The organism is Nocardioides sp. AX2bis (assembly GCF_902506435.1).
In the GTDB taxonomy this organism is placed as follows: domain Bacteria; phylum Actinomycetota; class Actinomycetes; order Propionibacteriales; family Nocardioidaceae; genus Nocardioides.
Window position 1 is genome coordinate 2646262 of record NZ_LR733215.1, and the last position, 14759, is coordinate 2661020.

The following is a 14759-nucleotide window of genomic DNA, read 5'->3' on the forward strand; positions in this document are numbered from 1 at the left end:
GTCGCCGCGCGGGGACGGCGGGTCCTAGTCGGTCTCGGCCTTCGGGTCCCGGTTGATGAAGGCGTCCATCATCTCGAAGGGCGTGGTGCGTCCCGCGACCACGGCGTCGACCTGGTCGGCGATCGGGGCGTCGACGCCCCAGCTCCGTGCGAGGGCCAGCAGCGAGGAGCACGACTTCGCGCCCTCGGCCACCTGCCGGGTCGAGGCCAGGATCTCCTCGGTCGACATGCCCTGCCCGAGCTTCTCGCCGAAGGTCCGGTTGCGGGACAGCGGCGAGGAGCAGGTGGCCACCAGGTCGCCGAGCCCGGCCAGGCCCATCAGCGTGAGCGGGTTGGCCCCCATCCGCGTCGCCAGCCTCGCGGTCTCCGCCAGGCCCCGCGTGATCAGCGAGGCGGTCGTGTTGTCGCCGAAGCCCAGCCCGACGGCCATCCCGACGCACAGCGCGACGACGTTCTTGTAGGCCCCGCCGATCTCGCACCCGACGACGTCGACGCTGGTGTAGGGCCGGAAGGCGGCCGTGTGGCAACGCGCCTGCAGCCGACGCGCGACGTCCTCGTCGGCGCAGGCGACCACGGAGGCCGCCGGCTCGCGACGGGCGATCTCCTTGGCCAGGTTGGGACCGCTGAGCACACCGATCCGCTCGGGTCCGGCCCCGGTGACCTCGGCGATCACCTCGCTCATCCGCTTCACGCTGCCGAGCTCGACGCCCTTCATCAGGGACAGGAAGACCGCGTCGTCGGGCACGTGCGGGGCCCAGCCGGCGAGGTTCTGGCGGAGGCTCTGCGACGGCGTGGCCAGCACGACGACCTCGGCCCCCTCGAGCGCGAGGGCCACGTCGGAGGTCGCGGTGACCCCCCGCGGCAGCTCGATGCCGGGCAGGTAGTCGGCGTTCTCGCGGTCCCGGGTGATCGCCTCGGCCTGCTCGGGCCGACGCGACCACAGCACGACCTCGTTGCCGGCGTCGGCGAGCACGATCGAGAAGGCGGTCCCCCACGAGCCGGCACTGAACACGGCGACCTTGCCGTGGCCGCCCGGGGTTGCTGTGTCGGTGGTCACGAGGCTCCGTCCTCCCGGGTCTGCTCGGCACGGTGCCGTCGCAGGTCGTAGCGCTCCGCGGGCGGCTGCTCGCCCCGGATGTCGGCCACGAGGCCGGTGATCGCGTCCATGACCTGGTCGGTGGCCAGGGCGACACGTCGTGCCGTCACGGGCCCGTCGGCCAGGTGCGCCAGGTCCAGGGGCCGCCCGACCTTCATCGTGACCAGCGTGCGCGGCAGCAGCGAGGGCTTGTGGGAGTAGGGCGCGAGCAGGTCCTGCGGACCCCACTGCCCGACGGGCACGACCGGGCACCCGGTCGTCAGCGCGATCCTGGCCGCGCCCGACTTGCCGGTCATCGGCCACAGGTCGGGGTCACGCGTGATGGTGCCCTCGGGGTAGACCACGACGCACTCGCCGGCGCGGACCGCGTCGACCGCGGCGGCGTACGCCCCGACGGCGCTGCTGGTCGCCCGCTCCACGGGGATCTGGCCGGCCGCGCGGAGGAAGAACCCCAGCGCACGGGTGCGGAAGAGCCCGGACTTGGCCAGGTAGCGGGGGATGCGGCCGTGGTCGTAGACGAGGTGCGCGGCGGTGAGGGGGTCGACGTGGGAGAGGTGGTTGACCACGACCACGCAACCGCCGGTGGCCGGGATGTTCTCACCGTCGATCCACCGGCGCCGGGTCAGGACGAGCAGGACGGGCTTGACGAGGACCACGATGACGGCGAAGGCCCAACCCCGTCGCTGCTGCAGCTTGCGGACGCTCACGTGCTCCCTTCCTCCTCGCCTCCGGCCGGGGGCGGGGACCGGCGTGCCGGTCGGGACGCAGGGTACCGCCGCCGGGGCGGCACCGAGGCTCCGACGCGGCGACGGTGGGCGGCCGTCAGGACCGCGGACCTGAGAGGATCCTCGTGATGGCCTCCCACGACCCGACCGATCCGCCCTCCACCTCGTTCGTCGCGATCCTGCCCGTCAAGCCCCCACGCGTGGGGAAGTCCCGTCTGGGCGACGTCGAGGACGTCCGGCGCCGGGACCTCGCCGGGGCGTTCGCGCTGGACACCGTGACCGCCGTGGTGGCGTGCCCCGAGGTGTCGGAGGTCCTCGTCGTGACCGACGACGCCGCGTTCTCCCGCGACCTGGTGGCGCTGGGGTGCGCGAGCATGCCGGACGGTGACACCCACGACCTGAACGCGACCCTGCAGCAGGCAGCGCTCGAGGCGATGCGGCGCTGGCCGCGGCTGCAGCCGGTGGCGATCTGCGCCGACCTCCCCGCGCTGCGGCCCGAGGACCTCGGCGCCGCGCTCCAGGTGGCCTCGGCCGGTGGCGCCTGGTTCGTGGCGGACGCGGACGAGGTCGGCACCACGCTCTACACCGCGCCGTACGCCGGGTTCGCCCCCCGCTTCGGGGTGGGTTCCCGCCTGGCGCACCAGGCCTCGGGCGCCCGGGCCGTCACGGGCGACCTGGCCTCGCTGCGCTGCGACGTGGACGACCACGCCGACCTGCGACGGGCGCTGTCGCTCGGCGTGGGCGCCCACACCACCGCGGTGGCCGCCCCGCTCACCTGAGCGGGGCGGCACGGCGTCAGCTGGACGAGCGGGTGCTGCCGGTCGAGCCGGTCGAACCGGTCGAGCCGGACGAGCCGGTCGAGCCGCTGCTCGTTGACCCGGTCGCGGTGGCCGCGCTCGTCGCCGTCGTGGCCTTCTTAGCGGGTGCCCTCGTCGCCGGAGCCTTCTTCGCCGTGGTGGTCTTCGCCGTGGTGGTCTTCGCCACGGTGGTCTTCGCCGCGGGCGCGGACTTCTTCGCCGTCGAGCCGGCGGCGGAGGAACCGGAGGCGGCCGTCTTCGTCGCGGTCGCCTTCTTGGCGGTCGCCTTCTTGGCGGTCGCCTTCTTGGCGGTCGCCTTCTTGGCGGTCGTCTTCTTGACGGTTGCCTTCTTGGCAGGCGCCTTCGTCGCGGTCGCCTTCTTCGCAGGCGCTGCCGTTTTCTCCACCGCGCTCGCAGCAGAGGCAACGGCGTTGTCGGCCTGAGCGGACGCGGTACCGGCTGCTGCTGCTCCGGCCTCGGAGGCCGCCTTCCCCGCGGTGGAGACCTTCTCGGAGGCGCTGCTCGTCGGGGACCCCTTCACCGTCTTGCGGGCCGCCTTGGCCGCGGCTCGCGCCGGGGCGGTGGCCACCGAGACCGCGGAGGTGCCCGCGGCAACGGTCAGCTCGGGCAGCTTCTTGACCCCGGAGACGACGGCCTTGAGGTCGGAGCCGGGCTTGAACCTCGGCACGGCCCCCGTGCCCGAGGCCTTCGACGATTTCTTCGACGAGGACTTCTTGCCGGACTGCTTCGTGGGCTTGCGGGACCCGAGGACCTTCTTCTCGAAGGAGCCGAACCCCTGGATCGCCACCTTCTCGCCCTTGGCCACCTCGCGGGTGATGGTGTCGAGGACCGACTCGAGGGCGTGCGCCGCCTGCTTGCGGTTGCCCTCGAAGCGCTCGGCGAGCGCATCGATCAGCTGAGACTTGTTCACGGTGGTGTCCTTCCGGGAGCAGTGCCGTCCGACGTTGTTGCCCGACGTCCCGTGCAACCTAGGGATGCACGGGGGTGCTCCACAACGACCGGAGGGGCTGTCCTCGTGATCGGTGGGGCCTCGTCGGAGCCGCCGGAGCCGACCACGGGTTACGGTGCCGACGTGCGCGAGGCGTCCGTACGCTCGGTCGAGCGGTGGTGGTCCACGGTGCTCGGCGTGCCCGACGACGAGCTGTGGTGCGGCACGACCCTCCGCCCGCACTCCCCCACCAGCCCGCTCTCGGTCTACGGCGGCTGGTGGGTGGTCTGGTCGTCGACCGGTGGCCTCCACGTCTCGCTGCCGCCGGGGGCCTGCGAGCCCGACGACGAGCTTCTCGGCGACACGCACCGGCGTACGGAGCCCTCGGTGTGGCGGGCCGTGGCGCGCGAGCGGCGGCTGCGGGTGGTCGGCCCGTCGGTCCACGCCTACCTGGACCGCGCCCCGGCCGTCGTGTCGACGACGGCGTCTGCCGCCGCCGACGGCGCCGAGGTGCGTCGTTGGGACCCGCGCGACCTCACCGACCTCCGCGACCGCGTCGGGCCGGGTGCGTGGGGCGAGTCGGGGTTCCGCGACGTCGACCCGCTCACCGACCACTGCTTCGCGGTGGTGATCGCGGGGACGGTCGTCGCAGCGGCGAACCTGACGCCCTTCGACGGCGCCCCGCGCGACGTCGGGGTGCTGGTCGCGCCGCCGTGGCGCGGCCTGGGCCTGGGCGCCCGGGTCGGCGGCCACGCGGCGGCGTACGCCGTGCGCCACCACGGCCTGGCGCGGTGGCGGGCCCTCAGCGACAACCGGGCCTCGCTCACCGTCGCCCGGGGGCTCGGCTTCGAGCCGTGGTGCACCCAGCTCGCGCTGCGGTGACGCGGGCCGCGCTCGAGCAGGCCGTGCTGGAGCAGGGTCGGTCGGGTCAGGTCAGCGCGGGCTTCCAGGCCGGACGGCCGGCCTCGAAGGACGTGATGTCCTCGTCGTGGGTGAGCGTGATGCTCACGTCGTCGAGACCCTCGAGCAGGCGCCAGCGCGTGTAGTCGTCGATGTCGAAGGAGTCCTCGACGGCGTCGGGACCCTCGCCGGCCCGCACGGTGCGCGACTCCAGGTCGACGGTGACGGTGGCGCCGGGCTCGGCCTCGAGCAGGTCCCACAGCCGCTGGACGACCTTCTCGTCGACCTGGGCGGCGACCAGCCCGGCCTTGCCGGAGTTGCCGCGGAAGATGTCGGCGAAGCGCGAGGAGATCACGGCGCGGAAGCCGTAGTTCTGCAGCGCCCAGACGGCGTGCTCGCGCGAGGAGCCGGTGCCGAAGTCGGGGCCGGCGACGAGCACGGACCCGGCGGCGTACGCCTCCTGGTTGAGCACGAAGGACTCGTCGCCGCGCCAGGCGGCGAACAGGCCGTCCTCGAAGCCGGTGCGCGTGACCCGCTTGAGGTAGACGGCGGGGATGATCTGGTCGGTGTCGACGTTGCTGCGGCGCAGCGGCACGCCGACTCCGGTGTGGGTGGTGAACGCGTCCATCAGGGGCTCCGATCAGTCCAGGTCGGCGGGCGAGGAGAGGGTGCCGCGCACGGCGGTGGCCGCAGCGACCGGGATCGAGACCAGGTGCGTGCGACCGCCCTTGCCCTGCCGGCCCTCGAAGTTGCGGTTGGAGGTCGAGGCGCTGCGCTCGCCGGGCGCGAGGGTGTCGGGGTTCATGCCCAGGCACATCGAGCAGCCCGCGCCGCGCCACTCGGCGCCGGCCTGCTTGAAGACCACGTCGAGGCCCTCGCTCTCGGCCTGCAGCCGGACCCGGGCCGAGCCCGGGACGACCAGCAGCCGGGTGTCGGCGTCGACGGTGCGGCCCTCGATGATGCTGGCGGCCAGGCGGAGGTCCTCGATGCGGCCGTTGGTGCAGGAGCCGATGAAGACGGTGTCGACCGCGACCTCGCGCATCGGGGTGCCGGCCTCGAGGGCCATGTAGCGCAGCGCGTTCTCCGCGGCCACGCGGTCGCCCTCCTCCTCGAAGTCGGAGGGGTACGGCACGCTGCCGCTGAGCGGCACGCCCTGGCCGGGGTTGGTGCCCCAGGTGACGAACGGGGCCATCTCGGAGGCGTCGAGGACGATCTCCTGGTCGAACTCGGCGTCGTCGTCGGTGCGCAGGCTCGTCCAGTGCTCGACCGCCGCGTCCCAGTCCGCGCCCGTCGGCGCCTCGGGGCGGCCCCGGACGTAGTCGAAGGTGGTCTGGTCGGGCGCGATCATCCCGGCCTTGGCGCCCCACTCGATGGACATGTTGCAGATCGTCATCCGCGCCTCCATCGAGAGCTCCTCGATGGCCGGGCCGCGGTACTCGACGACGTAGCCCTGGCCCCCGCCGGTCCCGGTGTGGGTGATCAGTGCCAGCACGAGGTCCTTGGCGGTGACGCCGGCCGGCAGGCTGCCGTTGACGGTGACCGCCATCGTCCTCGGGCGTGCCTGCGGGAGGGTCTGGGTGGCCAGCACGTGCTCGACCTCGCTGGTGCCGATGCCGAAGGCCAGCGCGCCGAAGGCGCCGTGCGTGGAGGTGTGCGAGTCGCCGCACACGATGGTCATCCCGGGCTGGGTCAGGCCGAGCTGCGGGCCGACGACGTGCACGATGCCCTGCTCGACGTCGCCGAGCGGGTGCAGGCGCACCCCGAACTCCTCGGCGTTGCGGCGCAGCGTCTCGACCTGGGTGCGGGAGACGGGGTCGGCGATCGGCTTGTCCCAGTCGACCGTCGGGACGTTGTGGTCCTCGGTGGCGATGGTGAGGTCGGGGCGGCGGACCGTACGCCCGGCCAGCCGCAGGCCGTCGAAGGCCTGCGGCGAGGTGACCTCGTGGATGAGGTGGAGGTCGATGTAGAGGAGGTCGGGCTCCCCGGGGGTCGAGCGGACGACGTGCTCGTCCCAGACCTTCTCGGCCAGTGTCCTGCCCATGGGTGCTCCTCGTGCTGTGTCGCGGGATGGGCCACTGGGGCGGCCCGGTACCAGCACAGCGTAGTACTTGCGTCCCAGGAAGTGAGACGGCAGTATTGCCATATGGACACCTCCAGCGGCGTCGGCGTGCTCGACAAGGCCGCGCTCGTGCTCACCGCGCTGGAGTCGGGACCGGCGACGTTGGCCGGCCTGGTGGCCGGCACCGGGCTGGCCCGTCCGACCGCGCACCGCCTGGCCGTGGCCCTCGAGCACCATCGTCTCGTGGCCCGCGACCTGCAGGGACGCTTCGTGCTCGGTCCCCGGCTCGCCGAGCTGTCGGCCGCCGCGGGCGAGGACCGGCTGCTGGCGACCGCGGGACCCGTGCTGGCGCGGCTGCGCGACATCACCGGCGAGTCCGCCCAGCTCTGGCGGCGGCAGGGCGAGGCCCGGATCTGCGTCGCCGCCGCCGAGCGTCCCTCCGGCCTGCGCGACACCATCCCGATCGGTTCGCAGCTGACCATGCGGGCCGGCTCGGCCGCCCAGGTCCTGCTGGCCTGGGAGGACCCCGACCGCGTGCACCGCGGCCTGCAGGAGGCGGCGTTCTCGGCGGCCGCCCTCTCCGGCATCCGCCGGCGCGGCTGGGCGCAGTCGGTGGGCGAGCGCGAGCAGGGTGTCGCCTCGGTCTCGGCGCCCGTCCGCTCCCCCGGCGGCAAGATCATCGCCGCGGTCTCGGTCTCCGGCCCGCTCGAGCGGCTGTCGCGCCAGCCGGGCCGGATGCACGCCCCCGCGGTGCTCGCCGCGGCCGAGCGGCTCTCGGAGTCGCTGCGACGGGCGGCCGCGGCCGGCGTCTGAGCGCCGGAACAGTCACCTCGAGGCGCCGCGAGCGTCATCTCGGCTGTCCGCGAGCGTCATCTCGGCGGGTCAGAAGAGGGCGGCGGTCTCCAGGTCGAGCAGGAGCTGCTTGCGCTCCAGGCCCCCGGCATAGCCGGTGAGGGTGCCGTTGGCACCGATCACGCGGTGGCACGGGACGACGATCGGGATCGGGTTGCGGCCGTTGGCCAGTCCCACGGCCCGCGAGGCCGCCGGGGTCATCCCGAGCCGCACCGCCACGGCGCCGTAGGTCGCGGTCTCCCCCCAGCCGATGCCGCGCAGGGCCTCCCAGACGCGCTGCTGGAACGGGGTCCCCCCGGGGTCGAGCGGGAGGTCGAAGTCCTTCAGGTCGCCGGCGAAGTACGCCGCGAGCTGCGAGGCGGCCTCCACCAGGACGGGCGCGGTCGCGTCCTCGGACCCGCGCGGTCGGCCGTCGGTCGCCGGGCCGTGGGGGGAGAACTCGACGTGGGTCAGCGCGCCGTGGTGCTCCACGAGCCGCAGCGGGCCCACCGGACTGTCGGTCACGGTCCACATGTCAGGTCTCCTCGGTGGTGTCGGGGTCGGTGCGGGGGCGGGGGTCTGGCAGCGCCGGGATCACGGTGGCCCACAGGTGCATCAACGCCGTCGAGCGCCACGGCGACCACCGCCCGCCGTCCCCGGTGACCTGGGGCAGGAAGGTCGCGGGCTCCTCGCCGAGCCCGGTCAGCGCGTTGCGGACGCCGATGTCGGTGGGCAGGAAGACGTCGGGGTCGCCCAGGGCGCGCATCGCGACGTAGTCGGCCGTCCAGGGCCCGATCCCCTTCAGCGCCAGCATCGCCGCCCGGGTCTCGGCCCGCGCGACGCTCCGGTCGAGCCGGACCCTCCCGTCGGAGAGCGCGGCGCAGAGCCCCACCAGCGCCCGCCCGCGGGCCCGCGGCATCGGGAGCGTCTCCGGGTCGACGGCGGCCAGGACGTCCGCACGCGGGAAGAGGTGGGTCAGCCCCGGGACCCCCGTGGCCACCCGGCGGCCGTGCGCCTGGACCATCCGCGCGGTGACGGTGCGCGCCCCGACCACGCTGACCTGCTGACCGACCACGGTGCGGACCGCGGTCTCGTCGCCGTCGACCTGACCGGGCACGCGCAGCCCCGGGCGTGCAGCGCCCAGCGGGGCGAGCACGGCGTCCTCGCCGAGGTGGCGGTCGACCACCACCGGGTCGGCGTCCGCGTCGAGCATCCGGCGGACGCGCTCGACCGCTGCCGGGAGGTCGCGCAGGTCGTCGAGGCCGAAGACGGCCTCGACGGTCGCCGTGCCCGTGCCGGGCTCCGGGTCGTCGAGCAGGACGCGGACCGTGCCGGGGGCGTGGGGCAGGTCGAGCGTGCGGGCGTACCAGCCAGGTCCGGCGGTCTCGACGCCCGGGACCACGTGGTAGGCCAGGAAGGCCAGCAGCTCGCGGCCGGCGAACGGGGTGCGGACCGGCAGCCGCAGCGTCAGCGCACCGGGCGGGTCCAGGTCCTCTTGCACCGCCCGCCGCCCGCCGCCCGGCCCCGTGCGCCCGCGTCGGGAGCGCAGCTCGCCGGGGGTCGCTGCGTACACGTCCTGCACGGTCTGGTTGAACTGCCGCACGCTGGTGAAGCCGGCGGCGTGCGCGACGTCGGTCAGCGGCAGGTCGGTCCGTTCGACCAGGGTGCGCGCGGTCTGGGCGCGACGGGCCCGGGCCAGCGCGAGCGGTCCGGCACCGAGCTCGTCGCCGAGCAGCCGCGTGAGGTGGCGCGGGGTGTAGCCGAGGCGTCCGGCCAGGCCGGGCACGCCCTCCCGGTCGACGACCCCGTCGGCGATCAGCCGCATCGCCCGACCGGCCGTGGTGGCGGCGACGTCCCAGTCCGGGCTGCCCGGCGAGGCGTCCGGACGGCAGCGCCGGCAGGCCCGGTAGCCGGCGGCCTGCGCCGCTGCCGCGCTGGCGTGGAAGGTGACGTTGCGCGGCGCCGGTGTCCGCGCCGGGCAGGACGGGCGGCAGTAGATGCCGGTGGTGCGCACCGCGGTCCAGAACACCCCGTCGAAGCGGGGGTCGCGCGACTCCACCACCCGGTAGCAGGCCTGCGGGTCCAGCGTGTCGGCCGGCACCTCAGCGGGCCGCTCGGGGAGGTCGTCGGTGGTGGTCACGCCCCCATCCTGCCCCGCTCCCCCCGGACGGTGCTGGCGGGATTCGGACACGGCGGCGGCGACCGCCGACCGGCGCCGTGGCAGGCGACGCTTCGGATCGTCGTCGGGATCCACCGCCCATAGGCAACACTGGGTACGTGGCCGTCGACGACGAGCGGACGCCGGCCGGTGCCGGCACGCCCTCTCCCTCCTCCCCCAGCGCTGCGTCCCCCAGCACCGCAGCCCCGCTCGCCCGGCACCACCGCCGGCGCGTGTGGACCGTGGTCGTGGCCAGCCAGGTGGTGCTCGCCATGGTCACCGCGCTCGTCGTGGTGCTCGCCTACCGCAGCCTCGACGGCAACATCGCCGAGGGCGAGGCGATCAACCACCTCGTCGAGCCCCCCGAGCCCGTCGTCGAGGAGGAGGGCGAGGAGGCCGACCTCCAGCCGATGAACGTGCTGGTGATGGGCTCCGACTCCCGCGCGGGCGAGGGCAACTCCATCGACGGCGAGTCCGGCGGCGGCGGGTCCGACACCACGATCCTGCTGCACGTCTCGGCCGACCGGCAGGAGGCGTACGGCGTGAGCCTGCCCCGCGACGCCCTGGTCACCCGCCCCGACTGCAAGACCCCCGACGGGACCGTGCCCGGCGGCGAGCTGCAGATGTTCAACACCGCCTTCGCGCTGGGCGGCCCGCTGTGCACCGTGCAGATGGTGGAGGCGCTGACGGGGATCTACGTCGACCACTACCTGGTGCTGGACTTCAACGGCTTCAAGGACATGGTCGAGGCCGTCAAGGGCGTCGAGGTCTGCATCCCGGAGGACGTCGTGGACCCCGAGCACAACATCTACTTCGACGCCGGCGTCCAGACCCTGACCAGCGACCAGGCGCTGAACTACGTCCGCGAGCGCACCGTGCTGTCGTCCACCGGTGACATCGGGCGGATGAAGCGCCAGCAGGCCTTCATCGCCTCCATGGTCAACAAGGTCGTCTCGGCCGGGACGCTCTCGCGCCCGACCCGGGTCTTCGACTTCCTCGACGCCGCGACGTCGTCCATCGTCGTCGACGAGAACCTCGACTCGATCGGGCGCCTGGTCGACCTGTCGATGCAGTTCCGCGACACCGGCCTGACCGACATCAGCTTCATCACGGTGCCGATCGCGGCCTACGAGCCCGACCCCAACCGCCTGGTCTGGACCGACCAGGCCGACCAGCTGTGGAAGCTGATCCGCACCGACCGCCCCCTCGGCGGCACCCTCGCCGAGGGCAGCCTCACGGCCGCGGACGACGTCGGCACCCCCAGCGGGACGCCGTCGGGGAGCCCGAGCACCGCCGGTGGCGGACAGGACGCCCCGGGCACCCGGGTCCCGGAGGCCGACCCAGCCCAGTCCGAGGAGCAGCGCGCGGCCCGGGTGGCGGCCGGCCTCTGCGCCTGAGCCCGTCCAGACCTGTCGTCCGACTTCGCTCGAGGGGAAGGGAGGCGTTCGCCGGCGGACTCACCGGGACGCTCGGGGCGCGGGCGGACGAGCTGGCGGGCGCGACCCGCACCCGGGTCCACGACGGGATCAAGGCCACGGCGGCAGGGCGCGACATCTTCATGAGGGGACTGATCGACGTCAAGGCCGACGTGGTGAGCAGCGTGCACAGCAACGCCGTCGGCAGCCTGCACAAGGGGCTCGGCGACGGCGGTGGCGAGCTGTTCCGTCAGGTGACCGACGACGAGCCCGGCATTGACGACGGCAGGGTCGGCGGCAAGGCTCTCGGCGGCGGGCTCGCCAGGCCGCTCCCCACAGGGGTGTCCGGTCCGACCGGCAAGGGGATCAGCGAGGGTGTCGACGCCGTCGTCCCCTGACCGGTCGCGCACCCGCAGCCCTCCGTAGACACGAAGAGAGGGTCATCGACATGTGGAACCGGCTGCTGAAGTCCCTGGGGGTGCCTGACGGGCCCGCGACCGTGCACGCGCCGGCCCCCGACCGCGGCACGCCGTCCCTGGCCCGTGAGGCGCTCCTCGCCGCGATCAACCCGACCACCGGCAGGCGCTGGAACACCAACACGAGGTACGCCGTCGCGGCGGCGATCCTGCTGGAGCTGGCCCACGAGGGGAGGTTCACGGTCTCCGGCACCGGCAAGGCCCTCCGCTACACCCTCCGCGACTCCACCCCGCTCGGCGACCCGGTCCTCGACGAGGCCCTGCAGAGCCTCGACGCCGCCGGGTTCGGGAAGGAGCTCGCCCGCTACGTGTCGGTCATGCCGAGCGACGACCGGTTGATCGAGCAGCTGGTCGGCCAGGGCCTGCTCGTCGACGAGACGCACCGGGTGCTCGGCGTCCTGCCCAGGCGTCGCCTCCTCCCCACCGCCACCGCGGGCCGCGAGGAGGTCGTGGCCAGGATCCGCAGCGCGCTGGTGGGCGAGGCGGTGCCGGACGAGCGGACCGCGCTGCTCGTCGTGGCCCTCCACGTCGGCATCCCGTGCTCGCTGTTCGTGCCGAGGGGCCGGGTCAGGGAGGCCGACCGTCGTCGCGACGAGCTGCTCGAGAGCATCGGTGACGACGTGCGGGCCGTCGTCATGGCTGTCAGGGCGGTGCGCGACCGTCGCGGGGGCGGTGAGAGCTCGAGCGTCTGACGTGACGCCCACAGGACCGCGCCCGCTGCCACCGTCCGCCGCATGACGACTCGGATCAGGTTGGCCGCAGCAGCGGGTGTCTCGGTGCTGGCGATGGTTCTCGCAGGGTGCTGCGGGTGGTCCACGGCGGCGACGCGGCCGGCGGCGTCGTAGGTCCACGACATCGTGGTCTCGTCCCGGGTCTGGCGCAGGACCTGGCCGCGTCGGGTCCAGGCGGTCGTGCGGCGCCCGACGCGTCCGTCCCCGCGGGTGCGGTCGGTGACCTCGACCGACCTGGCCCGCGCGTCCCACCGCCGGGAGCTGAAGGGCCTGACCGTGGGCGGTCGCGTCCTGGTCAACGGCGCCAAGGTCGCGGGCATGAGCACGAAGGCGAAGGTCGCCGTCCAGGCCGGGATCGGCACCGTCGAGGGATACGGCTCGGCCGTGGCCGGCGGGGCCGATCGGCTGTCCACGGAGGCGTTCGGCAGCGGCGCGGCCAGCGGTCTCACCGGCGGCGAAGGCGTTGACGACGGCAAGGTCGGCGGCAAGGCTGTCGGCAGCGGGCTGTCCAGGCCGCTCCCCGACGGGCTCCGGTCCGGTCGGGCAGGGACTCAGCGCAGCGACGGACGCGGCCGTGAGCTGACGGCCCCGACCCGGGGGTGGCCCCGGGCGCGCGAGGTGCACGCCGGGTGCACCACAGGACGAGAGGGCATCGGATGCTGGGTCGGCTGCGCAAGGCACGGCAGGCCCTCGCGGACGCCGAGGAGAGCTTCACCGCGGCACCCCCGCGCGGAGTCCCGTCGGTCGCGCGTGACCTGGTGGTCGCGGCGCTCGACCCGGAGGAGGGCAAGCTCATGCCGTCCGGTCGCGCCGCCGTGCCCGGGGCGCTCCTGCTCGAGCTGGTCCGGGAGGGTCGGCTCGAGGTGTCGGGGGACGGCAGGAAGACACGCGTCACCGTGCGGGACCTCACCCCCCTCGGCGACGCCGAGCTGGACGACGCGCTGCTGGCCGTCGAGACCGGGGTGTTCGGGGACAAGGTGTCCCGCCTGGTCGAGTTCCTCCCCACGTCCGACCAGGTCCTCGACCGCCTCGTCGCCGCCGGCGGGGTCACGGAGGAGTCGCAGCAGAAGCTCGGGATGTTCAACGTCACCCGCCGGTACCCCGCGCCCTCGGCGCGACGGGACGAGGTCGTGGGGCGGTTGCGGAGCGCCCTGCTCGGCGAGTCGGTGCCCGATGAGCGGACCGGGATGCTGGTCGTGGTGCTGCTGTCGAGCACGAACCTCAGGCACTGGGTCGGCCGGCAGCACGTCAAGGCGGCCGACCGCCGCGCCCGGGAGATCCTGGAGGGCCTGCCGGAGCACGAGCAGAGACTCGTCGCCGCGATCAAGGCCGCGGTCGTGAGCGGCAACGCCGACAGCACGACGCTCTGACCCGTGGCGCCCCGGCCGCGTCCAGGGTGACCCCGGCCCTTCGTGCTGCTGTTCCCGACCGCCCCAACCGTCCCGACCGATCCCGGAGGTACTGACGTGCTGCAGCGGTTGCGCAAGGCCTTGGGCGGTACGGACCGTCCCACCGAGGCCCACTCCCCGCCCCTGGACCGCACCGTGGTCCCGCTGGCCAGGCAGGCGCTCCTGGCGGCGATCAGCCCGGCGACCGGCAGGCGCTGGAACAACAACGCCAGGTACGTGGTCGCCGCCGCGGTCCTGCTGGAGCTGGCGCACGAGGGCAGGATCTCGGTCGCGGGCGCGGGCAGGAAGGCCCGCTACCGGGTCCTCGACTCGGCCCCGCTCGGGGACCCCGACCTCGATTCCGCGCTGCGTGGCCTCGACGCCGGAGGTGTCGGGCGCACGGTGGCGCGGAACGTCGGCCTCCTCCCCCGCGACGACCAGGTCGCCACGCGCCTGGTCGCCGAGGGGCTGCTGCTCGAGGGGACCGGCAGGACGCTCGGGGTCATCCCGAGCCGCCGGCTGGACCCGACTCCCGCCGCGGGCCGGGACGAGGTCGTCGCCCGGGTCCGGGCCGCGCTGCTCGGAGAGTCGGTGCCCGACGACCGGACGGCCCTGCTCCTCGCCGCGCTCCTCCTCGGCACCCCGAGCAAGCTGTTCGTGCCGAAGGACCGGGCCAAGGAGGCCGCCCGCCGGTGGCTGGAGATCGTCAACGGGATCGGGGAAGACGGGCTGGCCATCGTCTCCGCCGTCGCCGCGGTGCGCGACCGCAACCAGAGCGACTACGGCTCGAGCGTCTGACGGGTCCGGCGGGCCGCATACGTGCTGCCGCGGCTGCTCGGGACCACGGGCGCTCCCGCCCCGCCGACCTCTGCTGCTCGGTGGGTCGGGGGTCGTCGGCGCAGGTCAGGACACCGTCGTCCTCCGAGCAGTCGTCGCGCGTCGTGCCGTCGATCACGATCCGGCAGTCACGACCACCGCTCCCGTCCGGGTAGCCCGTGATGTCGATCTGCTCCTCGTAGCGGGCGTTGAGCTCGACCCGCCGGTCCTGCACGCTGTCGACCACGGTCGCGGGCCCGTGCGCGGCCTCAGCGGCGGCCCGGACGCACCCGGCACCCGGGTCCCCGAGACCGACCCGGGCCAGTCCGAGGCGCAGCGCACGGCCCGCCTGGCCGCCGGCCTCTGCGCCTGAGCCCGTCCAGACCGGTCGACCCAGTTCGGCGTGAGGGGAAGCGGCC

At 74.2% G+C, this 14759-nt stretch carries 15 protein-coding genes; 8 read left to right on the forward strand and 7 right to left on the reverse strand.

The features are described from left to right. Positions 1-24: 24 nt before the first annotated feature. Positions 25-1056 (reverse strand): NAD(P)H-dependent glycerol-3-phosphate dehydrogenase, encoded by a 1032-nt coding sequence (locus tag GV155_RS12655; RefSeq protein ID WP_160008440.1) that lies wholly within the window; start codon positions 1054-1056, stop codon positions 25-27. Continuing rightward, complete coding sequence (locus GV155_RS12660) at positions 1053-1802, reverse strand: lysophospholipid acyltransferase family protein (protein WP_160008442.1); 750 nt, start codon at positions 1800-1802, stop codon at positions 1053-1055. The genes GV155_RS12655 and GV155_RS12660 overlap by 4 nt, the downstream gene beginning before the upstream one ends. Before the next feature lie 146 nt (positions 1803-1948). On the opposite strand from GV155_RS12660, the gene cofC reads away from it, so the two are divergent. Next, a complete protein-coding gene (cofC, locus tag GV155_RS12665; protein WP_160008444.1) occupies positions 1949-2599 on the forward strand; it encodes a 2-phospho-L-lactate guanylyltransferase in 651 nt (216 codons plus the stop codon). Positions 2600-2615: 16 nt separating this feature from the next. On the opposite strand, the gene GV155_RS12670 is transcribed toward cofC, so the two are convergent. After that, complete coding sequence (locus GV155_RS12670; protein ID WP_160008446.1) at positions 2616-3548, reverse strand: HU family DNA-binding protein; 933 nt, start codon at positions 3546-3548, stop codon at positions 2616-2618. A 162-nt stretch (positions 3549-3710) separates the two neighbouring features. Between GV155_RS12670 and GV155_RS12675 the strand changes: the two genes are divergently transcribed. Beyond that, positions 3711-4448 carry a GNAT family N-acetyltransferase gene (locus tag GV155_RS12675; protein WP_160008448.1) on the forward strand — a complete coding sequence of 246 codons (738 nt, stop codon included), beginning with the start codon at positions 3711-3713 and terminating at the stop codon, positions 4446-4448. 46 nt (positions 4449-4494) lie between these two features. Here GV155_RS12675 and leuD read toward each other — a convergent pair whose 3' ends face one another. Both leuD and leuC read right to left on the reverse strand, forming a co-directional pair. Next, positions 4495-5094, reverse strand: a complete 600-nt coding sequence (leuD, locus tag GV155_RS12680; protein ID WP_160008450.1) for a 3-isopropylmalate dehydratase small subunit — start codon at positions 5092-5094, stop codon at positions 4495-4497. 12 nt (positions 5095-5106) lie between these two features. Continuing rightward, positions 5107-6507 (reverse strand): 3-isopropylmalate dehydratase large subunit, encoded by a 1401-nt coding sequence (leuC, locus tag GV155_RS12685; RefSeq protein ID WP_160008452.1) that lies wholly within the window; start codon positions 6505-6507, stop codon positions 5107-5109. A 102-nt stretch (positions 6508-6609) separates the two neighbouring features. On the opposite strand from leuC, the gene GV155_RS12690 reads away from it, so the two are divergent. Then, the gene (locus GV155_RS12690) at positions 6610-7338 is read left to right on the forward strand and encodes an IclR family transcriptional regulator (RefSeq protein WP_160008454.1); all 729 of its coding nucleotides are present in this window, start codon (positions 6610-6612) and stop codon (positions 7336-7338) included. A 69-nt stretch (positions 7339-7407) separates the two neighbouring features. Here the strand turns inward: GV155_RS12690 and GV155_RS12695 are convergent, their stop codons facing one another. Together GV155_RS12695 and GV155_RS12700 are read right to left on the reverse strand one after the other, a co-directional pair. Beyond that, complete coding sequence (locus GV155_RS12695) at positions 7408-7890, reverse strand: methylated-DNA--[protein]-cysteine S-methyltransferase (protein WP_160008456.1); 483 nt, start codon at positions 7888-7890, stop codon at positions 7408-7410. A 1-nt stretch (position 7891) separates the two neighbouring features. Beyond that, positions 7892-9496, reverse strand: coding sequence for an AlkA N-terminal domain-containing protein (locus GV155_RS12700; protein WP_236554300.1), 1605 nt, complete (start codon positions 9494-9496; stop codon positions 7892-7894). A gap of 137 nt (positions 9497-9633) precedes the next feature. On the opposite strand from GV155_RS12700, the gene GV155_RS12705 reads away from it, so the two are divergent. From GV155_RS12705 to GV155_RS12725, 5 genes are all read left to right on the forward strand, one after another. Continuing rightward, positions 9634-10911: an LCP family protein gene (locus tag GV155_RS12705; RefSeq protein WP_160008458.1), complete on the forward strand. Its 1278-nt coding sequence runs from the start codon at positions 9634-9636 to the stop codon at positions 10909-10911. 161 nt (positions 10912-11072) lie between these two features. Beyond that, entirely contained in the window at positions 11073-11327 is a 255-nt protein-coding gene (locus tag GV155_RS12710; protein ID WP_160008460.1) for a hypothetical protein, read from the forward strand. A 50-nt stretch (positions 11328-11377) separates the two neighbouring features. Next, positions 11378-12097 (forward strand): GOLPH3/VPS74 family protein, encoded by a 720-nt coding sequence (locus tag GV155_RS12715; RefSeq protein ID WP_160008462.1) that lies wholly within the window; start codon positions 11378-11380, stop codon positions 12095-12097. 695 nt (positions 12098-12792) lie between these two features. After that, on the forward strand, positions 12793-13506 hold the full coding sequence (locus GV155_RS12720; RefSeq protein ID WP_160008464.1) for a GOLPH3/VPS74 family protein: 714 nt from the start codon (positions 12793-12795) through the stop codon (positions 13504-13506). A 96-nt stretch (positions 13507-13602) separates the two neighbouring features. Then, on the forward strand, positions 13603-14322 hold the full coding sequence (locus GV155_RS12725) for a GOLPH3/VPS74 family protein (RefSeq protein ID WP_160008466.1): 720 nt from the start codon (positions 13603-13605) through the stop codon (positions 14320-14322). The last annotated feature ends 437 nt before the right edge of the window (positions 14323-14759 follow it).